We start from the raw sequence: 15,042 nt of genomic DNA, 5'->3' as shown, positions 1-15,042 counted from the left end.
GCTCTTGCCTAAGCGGCGAGAGCGGTGAAGGCGGAAGCGTAGACCAGCCTGCCGGCTTCCGGAGCGTCGCCCCAGGCCAGCGCTTGCAGCGCCTCGCCCTGGTATTCGCTCTCGAATTTTTCGGCCCGCGCATGGCTATAGCCGAAACGGCCATAATAGGCCGGGTCGCCCAGCACCACGGCCAGCGTCTCGCCGGCATCCCTCAGGCGGATATGCGCCTCTCGGATCAGCGCGCCACCAATGCCGCTGCCATGGAACGAAGGCTCCACCGCCAGCGGCGCCAGGGCCACGGCCGCGAGGCTCTTGCCGCCATTCTGGACGAAGAGCCTTGAAAACAGGATATGGCCGACCACCTGGCCTTCTTCTTCGGCCACCAGCTCGACCACGGCGTCGCCGCCGGTCACCAGCGCGTCGACCAAGCCGGCCTCCGCCTGCTGGCCGAAAGCGTGTTCCTCGACGAGGCGGATGGCCTCGCGATCCCGCGGCGTCGCCGCGCGTATCGACATCATGCTCATGAGAACTTCATTCCTTTTACGATCTTGGCTCCGCGCAGGAATTCCGACGCGGCGGCGGGCTTTCCGCCCGCACGTTGAACTTCGACCAGTCTGATCGCGCCTGTTCCGCAGGCGACCGTCAGCCGGTCATCGAGAATTCCTCCCGACTCGCCCAGATCTTCCGAAAGCGACCGGCCTTCGGACAGCGTCGAGCGAAGCAGTTTCAGCCGTTCCATGCGGCCGCCAATGTCAATTTCAGACCAGGCGCCGGGAAAGGGCGACAGGCCACGAAGACGGTTATGGACCTCGACGGCAGGCCGTGTCCAATCCACGCGCGTCTCGAATTTATCGATTTTTCTGGCGTAAGTCACCCCGTCCGCCGCTTGCGCGGTAAATGTCAGGGTGTTCTCTTCCAGCCGCGCCAGCGCTTCCACCATCAGGGAGGCACCGACACTCATCAACCGATCATGCAGATCGCCGGCTGTCATATCGGGTTCGATAGCGCATTTTTCAAGCAATCCCACCGGGCCGGTGTCGAGCCCCTCTTCCATGCGCATCACCATCATGCCGCTTTCCAGGTCTCCCGCCATGATGGCGCGCTGGATGGGAGCGGCACCGCGCCAGCGCGGCAAGATCGATGCGTGGCCGTTGATGCAGCCAAGCCGGGGCGCGTCGAGAACAGCCTTGGGCAGCAGCAATCCATAGGCGACGACCACGGCGATATCCGCCTGCAAGTCACGGAAAGCGGTCTGTTCGGCCTCGGCCTTGAGAGAGGTCGGCGTGCGTACCGCGATGCCCAGCCGCTCCGCTTCGCGCTGCACCGGCGACGGCGTCAACTCCAACCCGCGCCGGCCGGCGGCGCGAGGCGGCTGCGTGTAGACGGCGGAAATCTCATGTCCGGCCTCGGCAATCGCGCGCAGCGTCGGCACCGAAAATTCCGGCGTGCCCATGAAGATGACGCGAAGGGGCATTCCCCTATCCCACCAGCTTGCCCGGCGCCTTGTCCTTGGCGAGCTTCTTGAATTTCTTCACCACCATGTCGCGCTTCAGCTTCGAGATGTGGTCGATGAACAGCACCCCGTTGAGATGGTCGATCTCGTGCTGCAGGCAGGTCGCCATCAGACCCTCGGCCTCCATCTCCTGCAGTTTGCCGTCGCGGTCGAGATATTTCACCCGAACGGAAGCCGGGCGTTCGACCTCGGCGTAATAGTCGGGGATGGACAGGCAGCCTTCCTCGTAGACGGAGCGCTGATCGGCGCTTTCGAGGATCTCCGGATTGATGAAGACATGCGGCGCCGGCGTTTCGTCTTCCTTGGCAAGGTCGATTACCAGCATGCGCAACGGCTCGCCGATCTGGATTGCCGCCAGCCCGATGCCGGGCGCGTCATACATTGTCGCCAGCATGTCGTCGGCCAGTTTGCGCAAGGGCGCGTCCACGCGCTCCACGGGCTTCGAAACCTGGCGCAGGATGGGATCGGGAAGGATGATGAGCGGCTTGATCGGCATGGCGTCCCACGTAAGACGTCCAGCGAAAAGCGTCAACCGTTGGACCTGAGTCTCGTTCACGTTTTGATCTGTGCCGGCCCCCCGAATCGGCTATGCTGTCCACATGAATGATCTGAGCACCATCCTTTCGCAGCCCGTCGCCCGGCTCGGCGCCTCGACAATCACGCTCGGCCACGCTCTGGCCTTCGGCGCCTTGTTGTTTTTCGGCCTGTTCGTGGCGCTGGTCGTCTCGCTGTGGCGGTCGGCCAAGGCGCGTGCCGTCGCGGCCGCGGAAGCCGCCGACCATGCCCGCGACGCCGAGGCGCGGATGGCCGGCATATTGCAAAGCCAGGCTGAGATGCAGGGCCGCATGGGCGCCATCGCCGAAGTGTTCGGCGCGCGTCAGGCGGAGTTGACGCAGTCGATCGGCCAGCGCCTCGACGCCATGACCGGCCGCATCGGCCAGACCATGACCGAGCAGACCAAATCCACGCATGAGAGCCTGGCCAAACTGCAGGAACGGCTGGCGGTCATCGATACCGCGCAAGGCAACATCCAGTCGCTTGCCGGCCAGGTCGTGCAGCTCCAGGCCATCCTTTCCAACAAGCAGACGCGTGGCGCCTTCGGCCAGTCGCGCATGGAGGCGATCGTCGCCGACGGCCTGCCGATGGGCGCGTATGAATTCCAGGCGACGCTGTCGAACGGCAGCCGGCCCGATTGCCTGGTGAAGATGCCGAACGGCGCGCCCTCGCTGGCCATCGATGCCAAGTTTCCCCTGGAAGCCTGGAATGCCATCCGCGCCGCCGATGGCGCCGACCTGCAGAAGGTCGCGTCCCAGGCCTTCCGCCGCGACATCGAGATCCATGTCCGCGATATTTCGGAGAAGTATCTTATCCAGGGCGAAACGCAGGACACCGCCTTCATGTTCGTGCCGTCGGAATCGGTGTTCGCCGAGATTCACGAGAATTTCGAGGCGATCGTCCACAAGGCGCACCGCGCCCGCGTTGTCATCGTCTCGCCGTCGCTGCTGATGCTGTCGATCCAAGTCATCCAAGCGATCCTCAAGGACGCCCGCATGCGCGAACAGGCGCATCTGATCCAGGGCGAAGTGATCCGGCTGATGGAAGATGTCGCGCGCGTCGACGAGCGCGTGCGCAAGCTGCAGGGCCATTTCGGCCAGTCGGCCAAGGATATCGAGGACATCCTCGTCTCGACATCGAAAGTGACCAAGCGCGGCCAGAAGATCGAGGCGCTGGAGTTCGGTGCGCAGGCCGAAGGCGATGCAAGCCCGGAGACGCCGTCCCGGGCACCGGCCGCGAAACTCGACCCCGGCCCGCGCGTTGCCGATTCTAAGACCGGGCAGCTCAGGCTGCGGGTCGTCGAAGGCGACGACTGAGCGGATTGTTTGATCTTGACGCAATTCCCCGGGGAAAGCGCTACGCGCTTTTCCCGGGAAGACCGCCCACACCTTTCCTGGAATTGCGTTAGAGCGTGTTGCTGTTGATTTGAATCGGTTGGGATTCACGCCGAGGTGATTTTGTGATTCAAGATGCTGGCTGGGCGGAGGCCAGCATCGGATGCCAAGACCCTATTCAAACGATCTTCGTGAGCGCGTTGCGGCAGCGGTTGCGGCTGGCCGGACATGCCGGGAAACGGCTGCATTGTTCGGGGTGAGCGTGGCGAGTGTTGTGAAGTGGTCGCAACGCCAACGATTGAGCGGAAGCGCATCGGCGTTGCGCATGGGGCGTCAATCCGGCCGGGATTTGGAGCCACATCGCGTGTGGCTGCTGGAGCGGGTAGCCTCACAGTCGCATGTGAGCGTGCGAGCGCTGTCGGCGGAGCTTGCCGAGCGCGGCATCGTGGCAGCCCCGGTGTCGGTGTGGCGGGTGCTGAAGGAGGCCGGGTTCAGCTTCAAAAAAAACGCTGTTCGCCAGCGAGCAGGACAGGCCGGCGATTGCGCGGCGCCGGGCGCAATGGAGGAAGTATCAAGGCAGGCTTGATCCACGGCGCCTGGTGTTCATCGACGAAACCTGGGCAAAAACCAACATGGCGCCGCTACGAGGCTGGGGGCCTCGTGGGCACCGATTGGTCGCCAAGGCTCCGCATGGCAAATGGCGCACGCTGACCTTCCTGGCCGCGCTGCGCTGCGAGCGCATCGACGCGCCCTGCGTCATTGATGGTCCCATCAACGGTGCAAGCTTTGCGGCCTGGGTTGAGCAGTTCCTCGTGCCGACGCTCTCGCCCGGTGACATCGTCGTCATGGACAATCTTGGAAGTCACAAGGGGCAAGCCATTCGTCGTGCCATTCGCGCGGCCGGAGCCAAGCTTTTCTACCTGCCACCCTACAGTCCAGACCTAAACCCGATCGAGCAGGTCTTCGCCAAGCTCAAGCACCTCATGCGAAAGGCTTCAGAACGGACCGTCGAGGCCACATGGCGACGTATCGGAACACTCCTCGAAAGCTTTCAACCCGCTGAATGCGCCAACTATCTCGTCAACGCTGGATATGCTTCAATGTAAGTGAAACACGCTCTAGGCCACGGCGACGATGACGTGGGCCTGAATCTTGGCGGCAACCGCACCGCTGCCATGCCTGGCCGCGATCGCTGACGCGGCATGGTCCGTTGCGGCGTCGAGTTTTCCCGGATCCCTGGCCTCGATTTCGGTGCGAAGCACCGTTCCCTGGCAATACGCAAGGGCCGGAATGCGCGGCGAGGGCGCGCGGCTCTGTTCGGCCCTCGTCTCGATCGCCACACCGGAGAAACCCGCCTCCTCAAGGTCTCCGCGGATCAATGCCGTATCGTGGTAGCCGTGCGGCGTGCGGGCCAGAAAGCGTGGTGGATCGCTGGGAAAGATCCTGGCCAGGGCATTCGTCACATCATCGGCAAACACATTCTCTTCGATGCGATCCCATACGTTGAACAGAAAGTGTCCGCCCGGCTTCAGCACCCGCCTTGCCTCGCGGTAGGCGGAGGGGCGGCTGGGAAAGAACATCGCGCCGAACTGGCAGCAAACGAGATCGAAGGCCGCATCTTCAAACGGCAGCGCCATGGCATCGGCCTGGCGCCATTGGATGCGGCTGTCGGGAGCTTGTCGCGAAGCGGCATAGTCGAGCATCGGCTGGTTGAGGTCGGTAACGACATAGTTTGCGTCAGGAGACAGTCTTGGCGCCAATGCGCGGGTGACAACCCCGGTGCCCGCGGCGACTTCCAAAACGGCGCTCGGCGAAAAGGATGCCGCTCGTTGTGCAAGATCCGCGGCGAACGGCTCGAAAATCAACGGCACCATATAGCGGTCGTAGTTTTCCGGGATCGAGCCGGCAAACAACTTGTCCGTTTCCAACATGGCTATCACCCGCCTGTTTGATGTCGAGCCAGGCTAGCACATAATTGTTGTCCTGGGCGGCTTTCGGCGCGGAGGCAGGTGCTACTGCTCTTCCACGATGCTTATTCCTTCGAATTCCGGAAGCCAGTGCAGAGCCGATCGATGCCACTTCTGTTGTGTCGGGATCAGATCCTCGCGTTGCCGCGCGGTCCCCGCTCGGATCCCATAGATCTTCGGGCCGTAGCCGACAGACGTCGCATAAAGATGCGAGCCGCAATCGCCGCAAAATGCCTGGGCGCGCTTGGCGCCGCTCGATCCGGTCTTGATATAGATTTTTGGCGTGCCCCTGGTGATCCGGTAATGATCCTCGGGCGCGGGAACGGTGACGCGAAAGGCCGTACCGGTCAGTTGCTGGCAGTCCGTGCAGTGACAGATGGAGGTCTTTTCCGCGTCGACCTCCGCTTCATAGGTGATGGCACCGCAATGGCACGCGCCGTCGATCTTCATTGTTGCTCCTCCGAAATCGATCGGCTGATCTTAGCGGCGCCAGGCGGTGCGGCCAACGGTGCAGTGCTGGTCCACGACTAGTTCGACGCGGCCTCGATCTGTTTGCGTCGCTGATCCCAGGTGCCCGTGGTCTGCGGCTTGACGAACAGCCGCGTGATCTCCGGCATCTCCTCCTTCAGCCGCGTCTCGATGCGCTGGACACAGGCCTCGATTTCCGGCGCGGTAAGATGATCCTCGAATTCGATGCTCAACCCCGCGACGATCTCTTGCGGTCCCATGTGGACGGTCAGGACGCCGTTCGCCCGCTGCACCGCCGGATCCTGCTGGGCGATTGCCAGCACTTTCCCTTGCACCTCGAGGGATGCCGGTTCGCCGATGAGCAGGCCCTTGCTTTCGCGGGCGAGGAAAATCGCCGTCGCGCCGAGGATGAGCGCGATGCCGATCGAGGCGGCGCCGTCGAGCTCCGGCATCTCCAGCAACTCCGCCGCCAATATGCCGGCAAAGGCCACGATCAAGCCAAGAAGCGCCGCGCTGTCCTCGAACAGCACCGTATAGACGCTCGGGTCCTTGCTCGATTGCACGGCTTGCAGCCAGCCTTGCTTGCCCTTCTCCCGGCGAAATTCCTTCAGCGCCACCAGCCATGAGCTGCCTTCGAACAGGAAGGAGAGGCCCAGAACGACATAGTTCACCTTGACATTGGCGACAGGCTCCGGGGCCATGATGTGGACAATGCCCTCGTAGAACGACACGCCGGCGCCCAGCGCGAAAACCAGAAGCGCGACGATGAAGCTCCAGAAATAGAGCTCGCGGGCGTGGCCGAGCGGATGTGTGCGGTCGGCCGGGCGCGCGGCCCGGTGCATGCCGTAGAGCAGCAGCCCGCCATTTCCGGTATCGACCAGCGAGTGGACGCCTTCCGACAGCATCGCCGAACTGCCGGTGAAGAAGGCGGCGGCGAATTTGGTCAGCGCGATCGCCAGATTGCCGGCGAGCGCGGCATAGATGACCGTTTTGGAGCCGCCATGGCCGGCCATGCAGTTTGGTTCCCGTTTAACGCGCCCAGTCTAACGGCCGGATGGCCGAAGCTCCACCACAACGCGCCAACGGCCGGGTCGTTCAGACGCGATTTGCCTGGGATTGGCGCGGAACGGTGACTATTCGACGATTTCGTCGGTCCACACCTTGAAGCCGGCCAGTGTTCCCGGTCCGAAAATATGGGTCAGCGGCACATCCGCCGCGTCGCGTCCGGAGGCGATCAGGATACGACCGATGCGCGGTGCATTGTTGCGCGGGTCGAAGACGTGCCAGCGCCCGCCGAGATAGACTTCCATCCAGGCGGCGAAATCCATGCTCGACCACGGTTTCGGCATGCCGATATCGCTGATGTAGCCGGTGCAGTAGCGTGTCGGGATGTTGAGCGCCCGGCAGAAGGTCACGGCGAGGTGCGCGAAGTCGCGGCACACGCCGCTCTGCTCGCGATAGGCTTCCGCCGCGGTGCGCGTCGGCCGCGCGTTGCCATAGTTGAAGACGATGTGGTTGTGGACGAAATCGCACACCGCCTGCACGCGCGGTATGCCGAGCGGCGTATGGCCGAACAGCCGCCATGCCTCGCTGGCCAGAAGGTCGCTCTCGCAAAACCGGCTGGGCAACAGGAACAGCAGCGTTTCCGCCGGCAGGTCGCGCACCTCGTGCTGCCAGGCCATCAGCTCGCTCATCTCGAATGTGCCGGGCGCGCCGATGACGGCATCGGTGCCGAATGTGAACCGTCCGGGCGGCGCAACGAAGCGGTTGCACCAATTGCCGAAACTGTCGCGGTAGCTCTCGATCGGCACCGGCGGGTTCGATGTCAAGAAATCCGGGCGCTCGAGATCGGAAGCGCGGGAATAGTGGACATTGAGCATCGCGATAAGCGGCGTTTCCTGCGGGAAGTCGAAACTCATCTCGCAGCCGATATGGATCCGCATTGTCGTCCTGACCGGCCTGCCTGACGATCACCCGGCGAATGCGCGGGTCGATGCTGCAGTGCGAAGATGAGAATGGCACGGACCGCCGTGGTTTACGAGTAAATTAGAAACCGGTTGAAAGCGGCCGACCGGCAGTTCCTGACAGGCGCTGCCCCCTTGCAGCGAAGCGTTTCTCTTGTTTCACTTCACTCCCCGCAATTGGAGGAACGAATCATGGCTAAAGGTGCGATGAAGGCAGGCAAGGAAGCCCGCAAGCCGAAGAAGGACGCCAAGAAGCCGGCAGCCGCTCCCGTCCTGAAGGCGCCGCCAGTCAAGGCGATGCGCATCAAGGAGAAGTAGGCCTCGACAAGGCCGGCGCGGTGGGATCTCACCGGCGGCATTCGGCAATGCCGCCGGCGGGTGTTGATCGGGCTTTTGGAAAACCCTATATCCTTGGCGCGGGGACGACCCCGTGCTTCTCCCAAAAATCAGGTCGGGACGACCCGCCCATTGTTGATCTGAGGATCGGATTGTATTTCCGATCCGATGCTGGATGGAGCGTTCCCGATGTCTTGGATTTTTCTGTTTTTCGCCGGCCTGTTCGAAATCGGCTGGGCGATCGGTCTCAAATACACTGATGGGTTCACCAGGCTCGTCCCGACCGTGCTCACGGTCGCGTCGATGATCGTCAGCCTTACCTTGCTCGGCCTGGCGCTGAAGGCGCTTCCCGTCGGCACCGCCTATGCGGTGTGGACCGGCATCGGCACGGTCGGCACGGCGCTGCTTGGCATCTGGCTGCTCGGCGAGCCCGCCACGGCGATCCGGCTTGCCTGCATCGCGCTGATTGTCTGCGGCATCATGGGGCTGAAGTTCGCGGCTTGACTGCACGTCGCCCAAAGGCGCCAAACGGCTTTGGGACAACGATACGCATCCTCGAAGGCCAAAGCCCTACTTTCGCGCAAACACATTCAGGGCCGCTGCAAGGCGACCCTGATCCAATATTCAAACGTGGCTGCGCCGAAGCTGCTAGCGGGCGGAGAAACCGGGAGGCGCTCTGCCGGTACGCGCCTTGCGGGCCGCATAGCGTGCGTCGCGCTTGGCCTTTCGCTCTGCCTCGTCGGCGAGCAGACGGGCAATGCGCTCGGTCTCTTCGGCTTCCCGAATTTTGGCTTCGGCCTGGGCTGCTTCTTCCGCGGCAACGCGCGCCGCCTCGGCCGCTGCCTCGCGCTCAGCCTTCTCGGCTGCCTCGCGTGCCAGCTTTTCCTGCTTCAGCCTGGCCTTTTCAGCCTCGCGTATCGCGCGAGCCTCGAGGATTGCCTTGCGTTCGGCCTGCCGTGCCAGCACCGCAGGATCATCTGCCGCCGGCTTTGACTTGAAACGCTCCAGAAGCGCCTTCTTTGCCTCGTTCGCGGCGTTGCGCCGCTCGAAAATGTCTTTTTCCCTGTAGATAGCCAAGTCCACTTCCCTGAAGTCAATTCGCGAGGCTTACATACGCGCGAATGCCGAGAGTTCAAGCGCCAAAACGGTATGCCAGCCATGAAATTCCGCGATGTTGCAGCCGGGAGACGCCTTTTCCCACCCAAACCGACATGCACTGTTCACTGTCCAGACCTCTGGCGGCCAGGCGTATCGCTCGCTACCTCTAACGCCAAAACCCAACACCAGGATGACATCACATGGAACTCGGTCTCTACACTTTCGCCGACGTCAGCCCGCAGCCGGGTCCCGGCGCCATCGGGCCGCATGAGCGGCTGCGCAACCTGATCGAGGAGATCGAACTGGCCGACCAGGTCGGCCTCGACGTCTTTGGCCTGGGCGAACATCACCGGCCCGATTATGCAGCCTCCGCGCCAGTCGTGGCCCTGGCGGCCGCGGCGGAGCACTCCAAACGCATCAAGCTGACCAGCGCGGTCACCGTGCTCTCCTCGGACGATCCGGTGCGCGTCTTCCAGCAGTTCGCCACGCTCGATCTTCTGTCGGGCGGCCGTGCCGAGATCATGGCCGGGCGCGGCTCGTTCATCGAATCCTTTCCGCTCTTCGGTTATAATCTCGAGGATTATGACGAGCTCTTCGCCGAAAAGCTCGATCTGCTACTTGCCATCCGCGATCAGGTGAAAGTCACATGGTCCGGCAACCTGCGCGCGGCGATCAACGATCGTGGCGTATACCCCCGTCCGTTCCAGGACAGGCTGCCGATCTGGATCGCGATTGGTGGAACGCCGCAGTCGGCCGCCCGCGCCGGCGCGCTCGGCCTGCCGCTGGCGCTCGCCATCATCGGCGGCGAGCCGGCGCGCTTCGCGCCGCTGTTCGACCTGTACCGCGAGGCCGCCAAGCGGGCCGGCAGTGACCCGGCCGGTCTCGCCACCAGCATCAACGTGCATGGCTTCATTGCCGAGACGACCGAACAGGCGGCCGACGATTTCTACGGCCCGCAGGCGGAGGTCATGAACCGCATCGGCCGCGAGCGTGGCTGGGGCCCGACGTCGCGGGCGCATTTCGACCAGTCACGTGGTCCGAACGGCGCCCTGTTCGTAGGCAGCCCGGAGCAGGTGGCCGAAAAGATCGTCGCCCAGCACAAGATCTTCAACAATGACCGCTTCCTGCTGCAGATGGCGATCGGCACCATGCCGCATGCCAAGATCATGAAGGCGATCGAGCTCTACGGCACCAGGGTGGCGCCGATCGTGCGCAAGGAGACGGCGAAATCCGCGCCGGCGGTGGCTGCTCCGGTGGCATAAGCCAACGGCAGGGCCGGCTTCTCGGGCCCTGCCGGCTAACGGAACCTTGAAGGCGCGCCAGCGTTTTCGGTCGACGGATCGCACCAATTGCGGTGCACCGCTGAGGGACCGAGATGAAAGCCGAATCCGAGGCGCTGGGCGCGGGCGTTGCCGAAGCGGCCGAAGCGCGCGCCGTGGCGCGTGCCGATACGCATCTGATGCGTACGCTGCTGGTCGGCATCTTCATTTTCATGACCGTCTATGCGCTCTACTTCGGCCGCGCCTTTTTCATGCCGGTCATCCTGGCGTTCCTGCTGGCGCTGACATTGACGCCGATCGTACGGCTGCTGCGCAAGCGCGGCATCCCTGAAGTGGTTTCGGCGACGCTTCTCGTGCTGCTGTCCATCTGTGTGTTCGCAAGCGCTGGCTACTTGCTCAGCGGCCCGGTGATCGATCTCCTCAACAACACCTCGTCGATCGGCCAGCAGCTCACCGAGCGGCTGGCGCAATTGCGGCGTCCGCTGGAAAGGATCATGCAGGTCTCGCATCAGATCGAGCAAATGACCGAGACCTCGCAGGAGCCGGGCATCCAGAAGGTGGCGGTGGCCCAGTCCGGCATATTATCGGCGGCCGCCAGCAACATCTTGGCGGCGGGAACCAGCCTCACCATCATCTTCGTGCTGTCGCTGTTCCTGCTCGCCTCGGGCACGATGTTCTACGAGAAGATCATCCAGTCCTTCGCCAGCCTCACGGAAAAGAAGCGGGCACTGCGTGTCGTCTATGACGTCGAGCGCGAGATCTCGCACTATTTGCTCACCGTCACCATCATCAATGCCGGTCTCGGCACGGTCATCGGCCTTGGCCTGTGGGCGCTCGGCATGCCCAACCCGCTGGTCTGGGGCGTGGCCGCCGCGCTGCTCAACTTCCTGCCCTATGTCGGCGCGCTGCTGACCATCGTGCTGGTCGCGGTGATGGCGCTGATCAGCTTCGACACCATCTCTTACGCGCTTCTGGCGCCGGCCTTCGTGCTGCTCTGCGACGTCGTCGAGGGCCAGTTCGTGACGCCGATGGTGGTCGGCAGGCGCCTGGAGATCAACGCCGTGGCGATCTTCATCGCCATTGCCTTCTGGTCGTGGCTGTGGGGTTTCGTCGGCGCCTTGATGGCGGTGCCGCTGCTGGTCGTCATCAAGGTGTTCTGCGACCATTTCGAGGGGCTCGGCCATGTCGGCAATTTTCTCGCCGCGCAGCAGAACGGTGTGGTGGGGGACGATGATGCCGCCGACACCGAGCCGGCGAAGGGCTGATCAATATTTTTGAATTTGCGGCCTCGCCAGGTGCATCCTACATGCGGTTTCTACACAGGATGCCAACGCATGACCGAACTGTCCGTTCTCGACCTGTCGCCGATCGTCGAAGGCAGCGATGCCTCGCAGTCGCTGGCCAACTCGCTCGATCTTGCCCGCCATGCCGAGCGGCTGGGCTACAAGCGCTACTGGCTGGCCGAGCATCACAACATGCCGGGTATCGCCAGCGCCGCCACATCGGTGGTCATCGCTCATGTCGCCGGCGGCACCAAAACCATTCGCGTCGGGGCCGGCGGCATCATGTTGCCCAACCATGCGCCGCTGGTGATCGCCGAGCAGTTCGGCACGCTGGCGGCCCTGTTTCCCGGCCGCATCGATCTGGGGCTCGGCCGGGCCCCCGGCACCGACATGAACACCGCGCGCGCTTTGCGCCGCAACCTCGAAGCCGGTGCTGACAATTTCCCGCAGGATGTCGTCGAACTGATGGGCTATTTCCTCCCCGCGGAGGAAGGCCAGCGCCTGCGCGCCGTGCCGGGCGAAGGCCAGACCGTGCCGATCTGGATCCTCGGCTCGAGCCTCTATGGCGCGCAGCTCGCCGCCATGCTTGGCCTGCCCTACGCCTTTGCCTCGCATTTCGCGCCAGCGGAGCTCGATCATGCGCTGGACATCTACCGCTCCCGCTTCCAGCCGTCGGAGCAGCTCGACAAGCCGCATGTCATGCTCGGCCTCAATGTCTTCGCGGCACCTACCGATGCCGAGGCGCGTCTGCTGTTCACCTCGCTGCAGCAGGCCTTCGTCAACCTGCGCACCGGCAGGCCGGGAAAATTGCCGCCGCCCGTCGAGAACTATGACCGCGATCTCGACCCGATGGCCAAGACAATGCTCGGCCAGGCGCTGTCCTGCGCCGTCGTCGGCTCTCCCGAAACGGTGCGGCAAGGCATCGACGCCTTCGTGCGCCGCACCGGTGCCGACGAGCTGATGGTCACCGCGCAGATCTTTGATCACGCGGCGCGGGTGCGCTCCTTCGAGATCTTGGCTGAGGCTCACAAATCGCTTTTGCAGGCGGCCTGATGTTCCGAGCGGACTCCGCCGGCTTCGCCAACGCGTCGTCTGCCTAGGTTTCTTTGTTTGCCGCGGGTTCTTGCCGCAAAACCGCGGGACACTTTTTACGGAACCTGCCTGGCAGGCACTGTTGCAGGCACCGCCGTTTTGCTATGGGCGGGTTTCCCTCCACGGATCGGAAACTTCCCTTGAAAAACGACCATGAAGCGCGCGAGCGGTTTGCCATCGATCTGGCGCGGCGCGCCGGTGACCTCGGGCTCAGATATTTCCGCGATCTGGAGAGCCTGACCATCGAGAGCAAGGGCCATCAGGACCTGGTCTCGCAAGCCGACCGTGAGGTCGAGCTGTTCATCCGCGCCGCGATCGCCGCCGACTATCCGCAAGATGGCATCGTCGGCGAGGAGCATGCCTCGGTCGCAGGCTCGACAGGCCATGTCTGGGTCATCGACCCCATCGACGGCACCGCCAATTTCGTGCGCGGCATTCCGGCCTGGTGCGTGGTGATCGCTTGCGCGCGGGATGGGGAGACGGTCGTCGGCGTCATCCACGAGCCGTCGACCGGCGAGACGTTTCACGGCAGGCGCGACGGTGGCGCCTTCGTCAACGGCCGGCCGATCAAGGCAAGCGCGGCGACCAGCCTGGAAGAAGGGTCGGTGGGGACCGGCTTCTCGAATCGGGCCGAAGCCGAGAACATCGCCGTGCTGATCAAGAAGATCCTCGCCGAAGGCGGTGTCTTCTTCCGCAACGCGTCCGGCGCGCTGATGCTGGCCTATGTGGCCTCGGGCCGGCTGCTTGGCTATGTGGAGGAGCACATGAACGCCTGGGACTGCCTGGCCGGCATGCTGTTGATCGAGGAAGCCGGCGGTGCCGTTCTGAAGGCGGATCGCGCGACGGTGCTGCAAAGCGGGACACAGGTCATATCAGGCGGCAAGGGCGTCTTTTCGAAACTGCAGGCGCTTTGTTCCGGAGTGTTCAAGCCCTGATCCAACGCGCGTCGTTCAGGCACTCGCGCTCTGCGCGATTGCGCCGAGCGGCCGGCACGAATTGCGGATCATCAGCCGGCCTTTGAGCACCAGCTTGCGCGGCGGCGCGTCCCGGTTGCCGGCAAGGCGGTCGAGCAGCAGATTGGCCGCCTGTTCACCGATCGCCTGCACCGGCTGCGCCACCGTGGTCAGTTGCGGCTGGAACACGTCGGACCACGGAAAATCGTCGAAGCAGGCGACCGAAATATCCTCCGGGCAGGACAGGCCGATGTCGCGGATCGCCTTCATGGTGCCGATCACCATCGGATTGTTGGCCGAGAAGATCGCGCTTGGCCGATTGTGCAGCGACAGCAGCTGCATGGTCGCGTTATAGCCGTCGATCTCATGGAAATTGCCGGAGCGAACCAGTTCCTCGGCCACCGGCAGGCCGGCCGCCCGAAGCGCCTCGCTGTATCCGGTCATGCGGTCGTGCATGGGCGAAATATCGGACGTGCCGGTGATGTAGCCGATGCGCCGGTGGCCAAGATTGATCAGGTAGGTGATGGCGTCGAACACGGCGCTCTGGTTGTCGAGCACCACCGCGTCGGTATCGACGCCCTCGCAGATGCGGTCCAGCAGCACGACCGGCACATTGGCGTCGTCGACGATCCCCTTGAGGATCGCGCCGTCGCCGACACGCGCCACGATCAGCCCGTCGACCATGCGGTCGAGCAAGAGCCTGATCTGGTCGTCCTGGGTGTTCAGATCCTCGTCCGTGCAGCAAAGCATGACGGCATAGCCGGCGCGGTCGAAGGCCTGCTGGATGACCGAGACGACATCGGTGAAGAACGGATTGGTGATGTGCGGCACGGTCAGGCCAATGGTGCGCGTCGTGCCCATTTTCAGGCTGCGGGCGATCGCATTGCGCTTGTAGCCGATATCGCGGATCGCCTGCTCGATGCGCTGGCTGAGTTCGGGGCTGACGGTCGCCGTGCCGTTGATCAGCGCCGACACGGTGGCGACCGAGACACGCGCCGCTTCCGCCACATGCAGCATGGTCGGCGCCGTCGATTTTCGCTGTCTCGTCCGCTTGGATGCTGCCATTTTCGAAACGTTTCGCCAGTGTCTGTTCGCTATACCTACGGAATATCAAGGTTTTTCGCAAGAATTGAAAAGGGTCAATCCTGCGTTATCAGATAGCGGCTTGACAGTATCGAAACGTTTAGAATAGCGTTTGGATGAGATTG

General features: G+C 63.4%; 17 protein-coding genes. 8 read left to right on the top strand and 9 right to left on the bottom strand.

Annotated elements, in window-relative coordinates; genetic code table 11:
- Positions 1-8: 8 nt before the first annotated feature.
- The 3 genes from EB230_RS03380 to def are packed head-to-tail and all read right to left on the bottom strand — an operon-like array spanning position 9 to position 2,000.
- Positions 9-515, bottom strand: a complete 507-nt coding sequence (locus EB230_RS03380; RefSeq protein WP_056573554.1) for an N-acetyltransferase — start codon at positions 513-515, stop codon at positions 9-11.
- Positions 512-1,465, bottom strand: coding sequence for a methionyl-tRNA formyltransferase (gene fmt / locus EB230_RS03375; RefSeq protein WP_172371350.1), 954 nt, complete (start codon positions 1,463-1,465; stop codon positions 512-514). Before fmt ends, EB230_RS03380 begins: the two co-directional genes overlap by 4 nt.
- A gap of 4 nt (positions 1,466-1,469) precedes the next feature.
- The gene (def, locus tag EB230_RS03370; RefSeq protein WP_056573548.1) at positions 1,470-2,000 is read right to left on the bottom strand and encodes a peptide deformylase; all 531 of its coding nucleotides are present in this window, start codon (positions 1,998-2,000) and stop codon (positions 1,470-1,472) included.
- A gap of 103 nt (positions 2,001-2,103) precedes the next feature.
- Between def and EB230_RS03365 the strand changes: the two genes are divergently transcribed.
- Positions 2,104-3,375 (top strand): DNA recombination protein RmuC, encoded by a 1,272-nt coding sequence (locus EB230_RS03365; RefSeq protein WP_056573545.1) that lies wholly within the window; start codon positions 2,104-2,106, stop codon positions 3,373-3,375.
- A 181-nt stretch (positions 3,376-3,556) separates the two neighbouring features.
- Positions 3,557-4,499 (top strand): IS630 family transposase gene (locus EB230_RS03360; RefSeq protein WP_156394344.1). Its coding sequence is split into 2 segments (ribosomal slippage): positions 3,557-3,892 and positions 3,894-4,499, totalling 942 coding nucleotides; the frame shifts between segments, so codons are not numbered across the junction.
- Between the two features lie 12 nt (positions 4,500-4,511).
- On the opposite strand, the gene EB230_RS03355 is transcribed toward EB230_RS03360, so the two are convergent.
- From EB230_RS03355 to EB230_RS03340, 4 genes are all read right to left on the bottom strand, one after another.
- Entirely contained in the window at positions 4,512-5,324 is an 813-nt protein-coding gene (locus tag EB230_RS03355) for a methyltransferase domain-containing protein (RefSeq protein WP_065005445.1), read from the bottom strand.
- Between the two features lie 81 nt (positions 5,325-5,405).
- Positions 5,406-5,810: a GFA family protein gene (locus EB230_RS03350; protein WP_172371348.1), complete on the bottom strand. Its 405-nt coding sequence runs from the start codon at positions 5,808-5,810 to the stop codon at positions 5,406-5,408.
- A 77-nt stretch (positions 5,811-5,887) separates the two neighbouring features.
- On the bottom strand, positions 5,888-6,841 hold the full coding sequence (locus EB230_RS03345) for a cation diffusion facilitator family transporter (RefSeq protein WP_056568404.1): 954 nt from the start codon (positions 6,839-6,841) through the stop codon (positions 5,888-5,890).
- Positions 6,842-6,961: 120 nt separating this feature from the next.
- Positions 6,962-7,771, bottom strand: coding sequence for a transglutaminase family protein (locus EB230_RS03340; protein ID WP_056568407.1), 810 nt, complete (start codon positions 7,769-7,771; stop codon positions 6,962-6,964).
- A gap of 213 nt (positions 7,772-7,984) precedes the next feature.
- On the opposite strand from EB230_RS03340, the gene EB230_RS32925 reads away from it, so the two are divergent.
- Together EB230_RS32925 and sugE are read left to right on the top strand one after the other, a co-directional pair.
- Entirely contained in the window at positions 7,985-8,110 is a 126-nt protein-coding gene (locus EB230_RS32925) for a hypothetical protein (protein WP_081294966.1), read from the top strand.
- Positions 8,111-8,317: 207 nt separating this feature from the next.
- Entirely contained in the window at positions 8,318-8,632 is a 315-nt protein-coding gene (gene sugE, locus EB230_RS03335) for a quaternary ammonium compound efflux SMR transporter SugE (RefSeq protein WP_056570253.1), read from the top strand.
- Between the two features lie 144 nt (positions 8,633-8,776).
- Here sugE and EB230_RS03330 read toward each other — a convergent pair whose 3' ends face one another.
- Positions 8,777-9,205 carry a DUF6481 family protein gene (locus tag EB230_RS03330; protein WP_065005444.1) on the bottom strand — a complete coding sequence of 143 codons (429 nt, stop codon included), beginning with the start codon at positions 9,203-9,205 and terminating at the stop codon, positions 8,777-8,779.
- 221 nt (positions 9,206-9,426) lie between these two features.
- On the opposite strand from EB230_RS03330, the gene EB230_RS03325 reads away from it, so the two are divergent.
- The 4 genes from EB230_RS03325 (at position 9,427) to EB230_RS03310 (ending at position 13,816) form a co-directional block, all read left to right on the top strand.
- A complete protein-coding gene (locus EB230_RS03325; protein WP_172371346.1) occupies positions 9,427-10,488 on the top strand; it encodes an LLM class flavin-dependent oxidoreductase in 1,062 nt (353 codons plus the stop codon).
- A 113-nt stretch (positions 10,489-10,601) separates the two neighbouring features.
- On the top strand, positions 10,602-11,771 hold the full coding sequence (locus EB230_RS03320) for an AI-2E family transporter (protein WP_172371344.1): 1,170 nt from the start codon (positions 10,602-10,604) through the stop codon (positions 11,769-11,771).
- Between the two features lie 69 nt (positions 11,772-11,840).
- Positions 11,841-12,842, top strand: a complete 1,002-nt coding sequence (locus EB230_RS03315) for an LLM class flavin-dependent oxidoreductase (RefSeq protein WP_056568418.1) — start codon at positions 11,841-11,843, stop codon at positions 12,840-12,842.
- Between the two features lie 179 nt (positions 12,843-13,021).
- Complete coding sequence (locus EB230_RS03310; protein ID WP_056568421.1) at positions 13,022-13,816, top strand: inositol monophosphatase family protein; 795 nt, start codon at positions 13,022-13,024, stop codon at positions 13,814-13,816.
- A gap of 15 nt (positions 13,817-13,831) precedes the next feature.
- Here the strand turns inward: EB230_RS03310 and EB230_RS03305 are convergent, their stop codons facing one another.
- A complete protein-coding gene (locus tag EB230_RS03305; protein WP_056568424.1) occupies positions 13,832-14,851 on the bottom strand; it encodes a LacI family DNA-binding transcriptional regulator in 1,020 nt (339 codons plus the stop codon).
- Positions 14,852-15,042: the final 191 nt, after the last annotated feature.

The organism is Mesorhizobium sp. NZP2234 (genome assembly GCF_013170765.1).
GTDB lineage: Bacteria > Pseudomonadota > Alphaproteobacteria > Rhizobiales > Rhizobiaceae > Mesorhizobium > Mesorhizobium loti_D.
The sequence above is the reverse complement of the archived record's forward strand: the minus strand, read 5'-3'. Positions and strand labels throughout refer to the sequence as shown.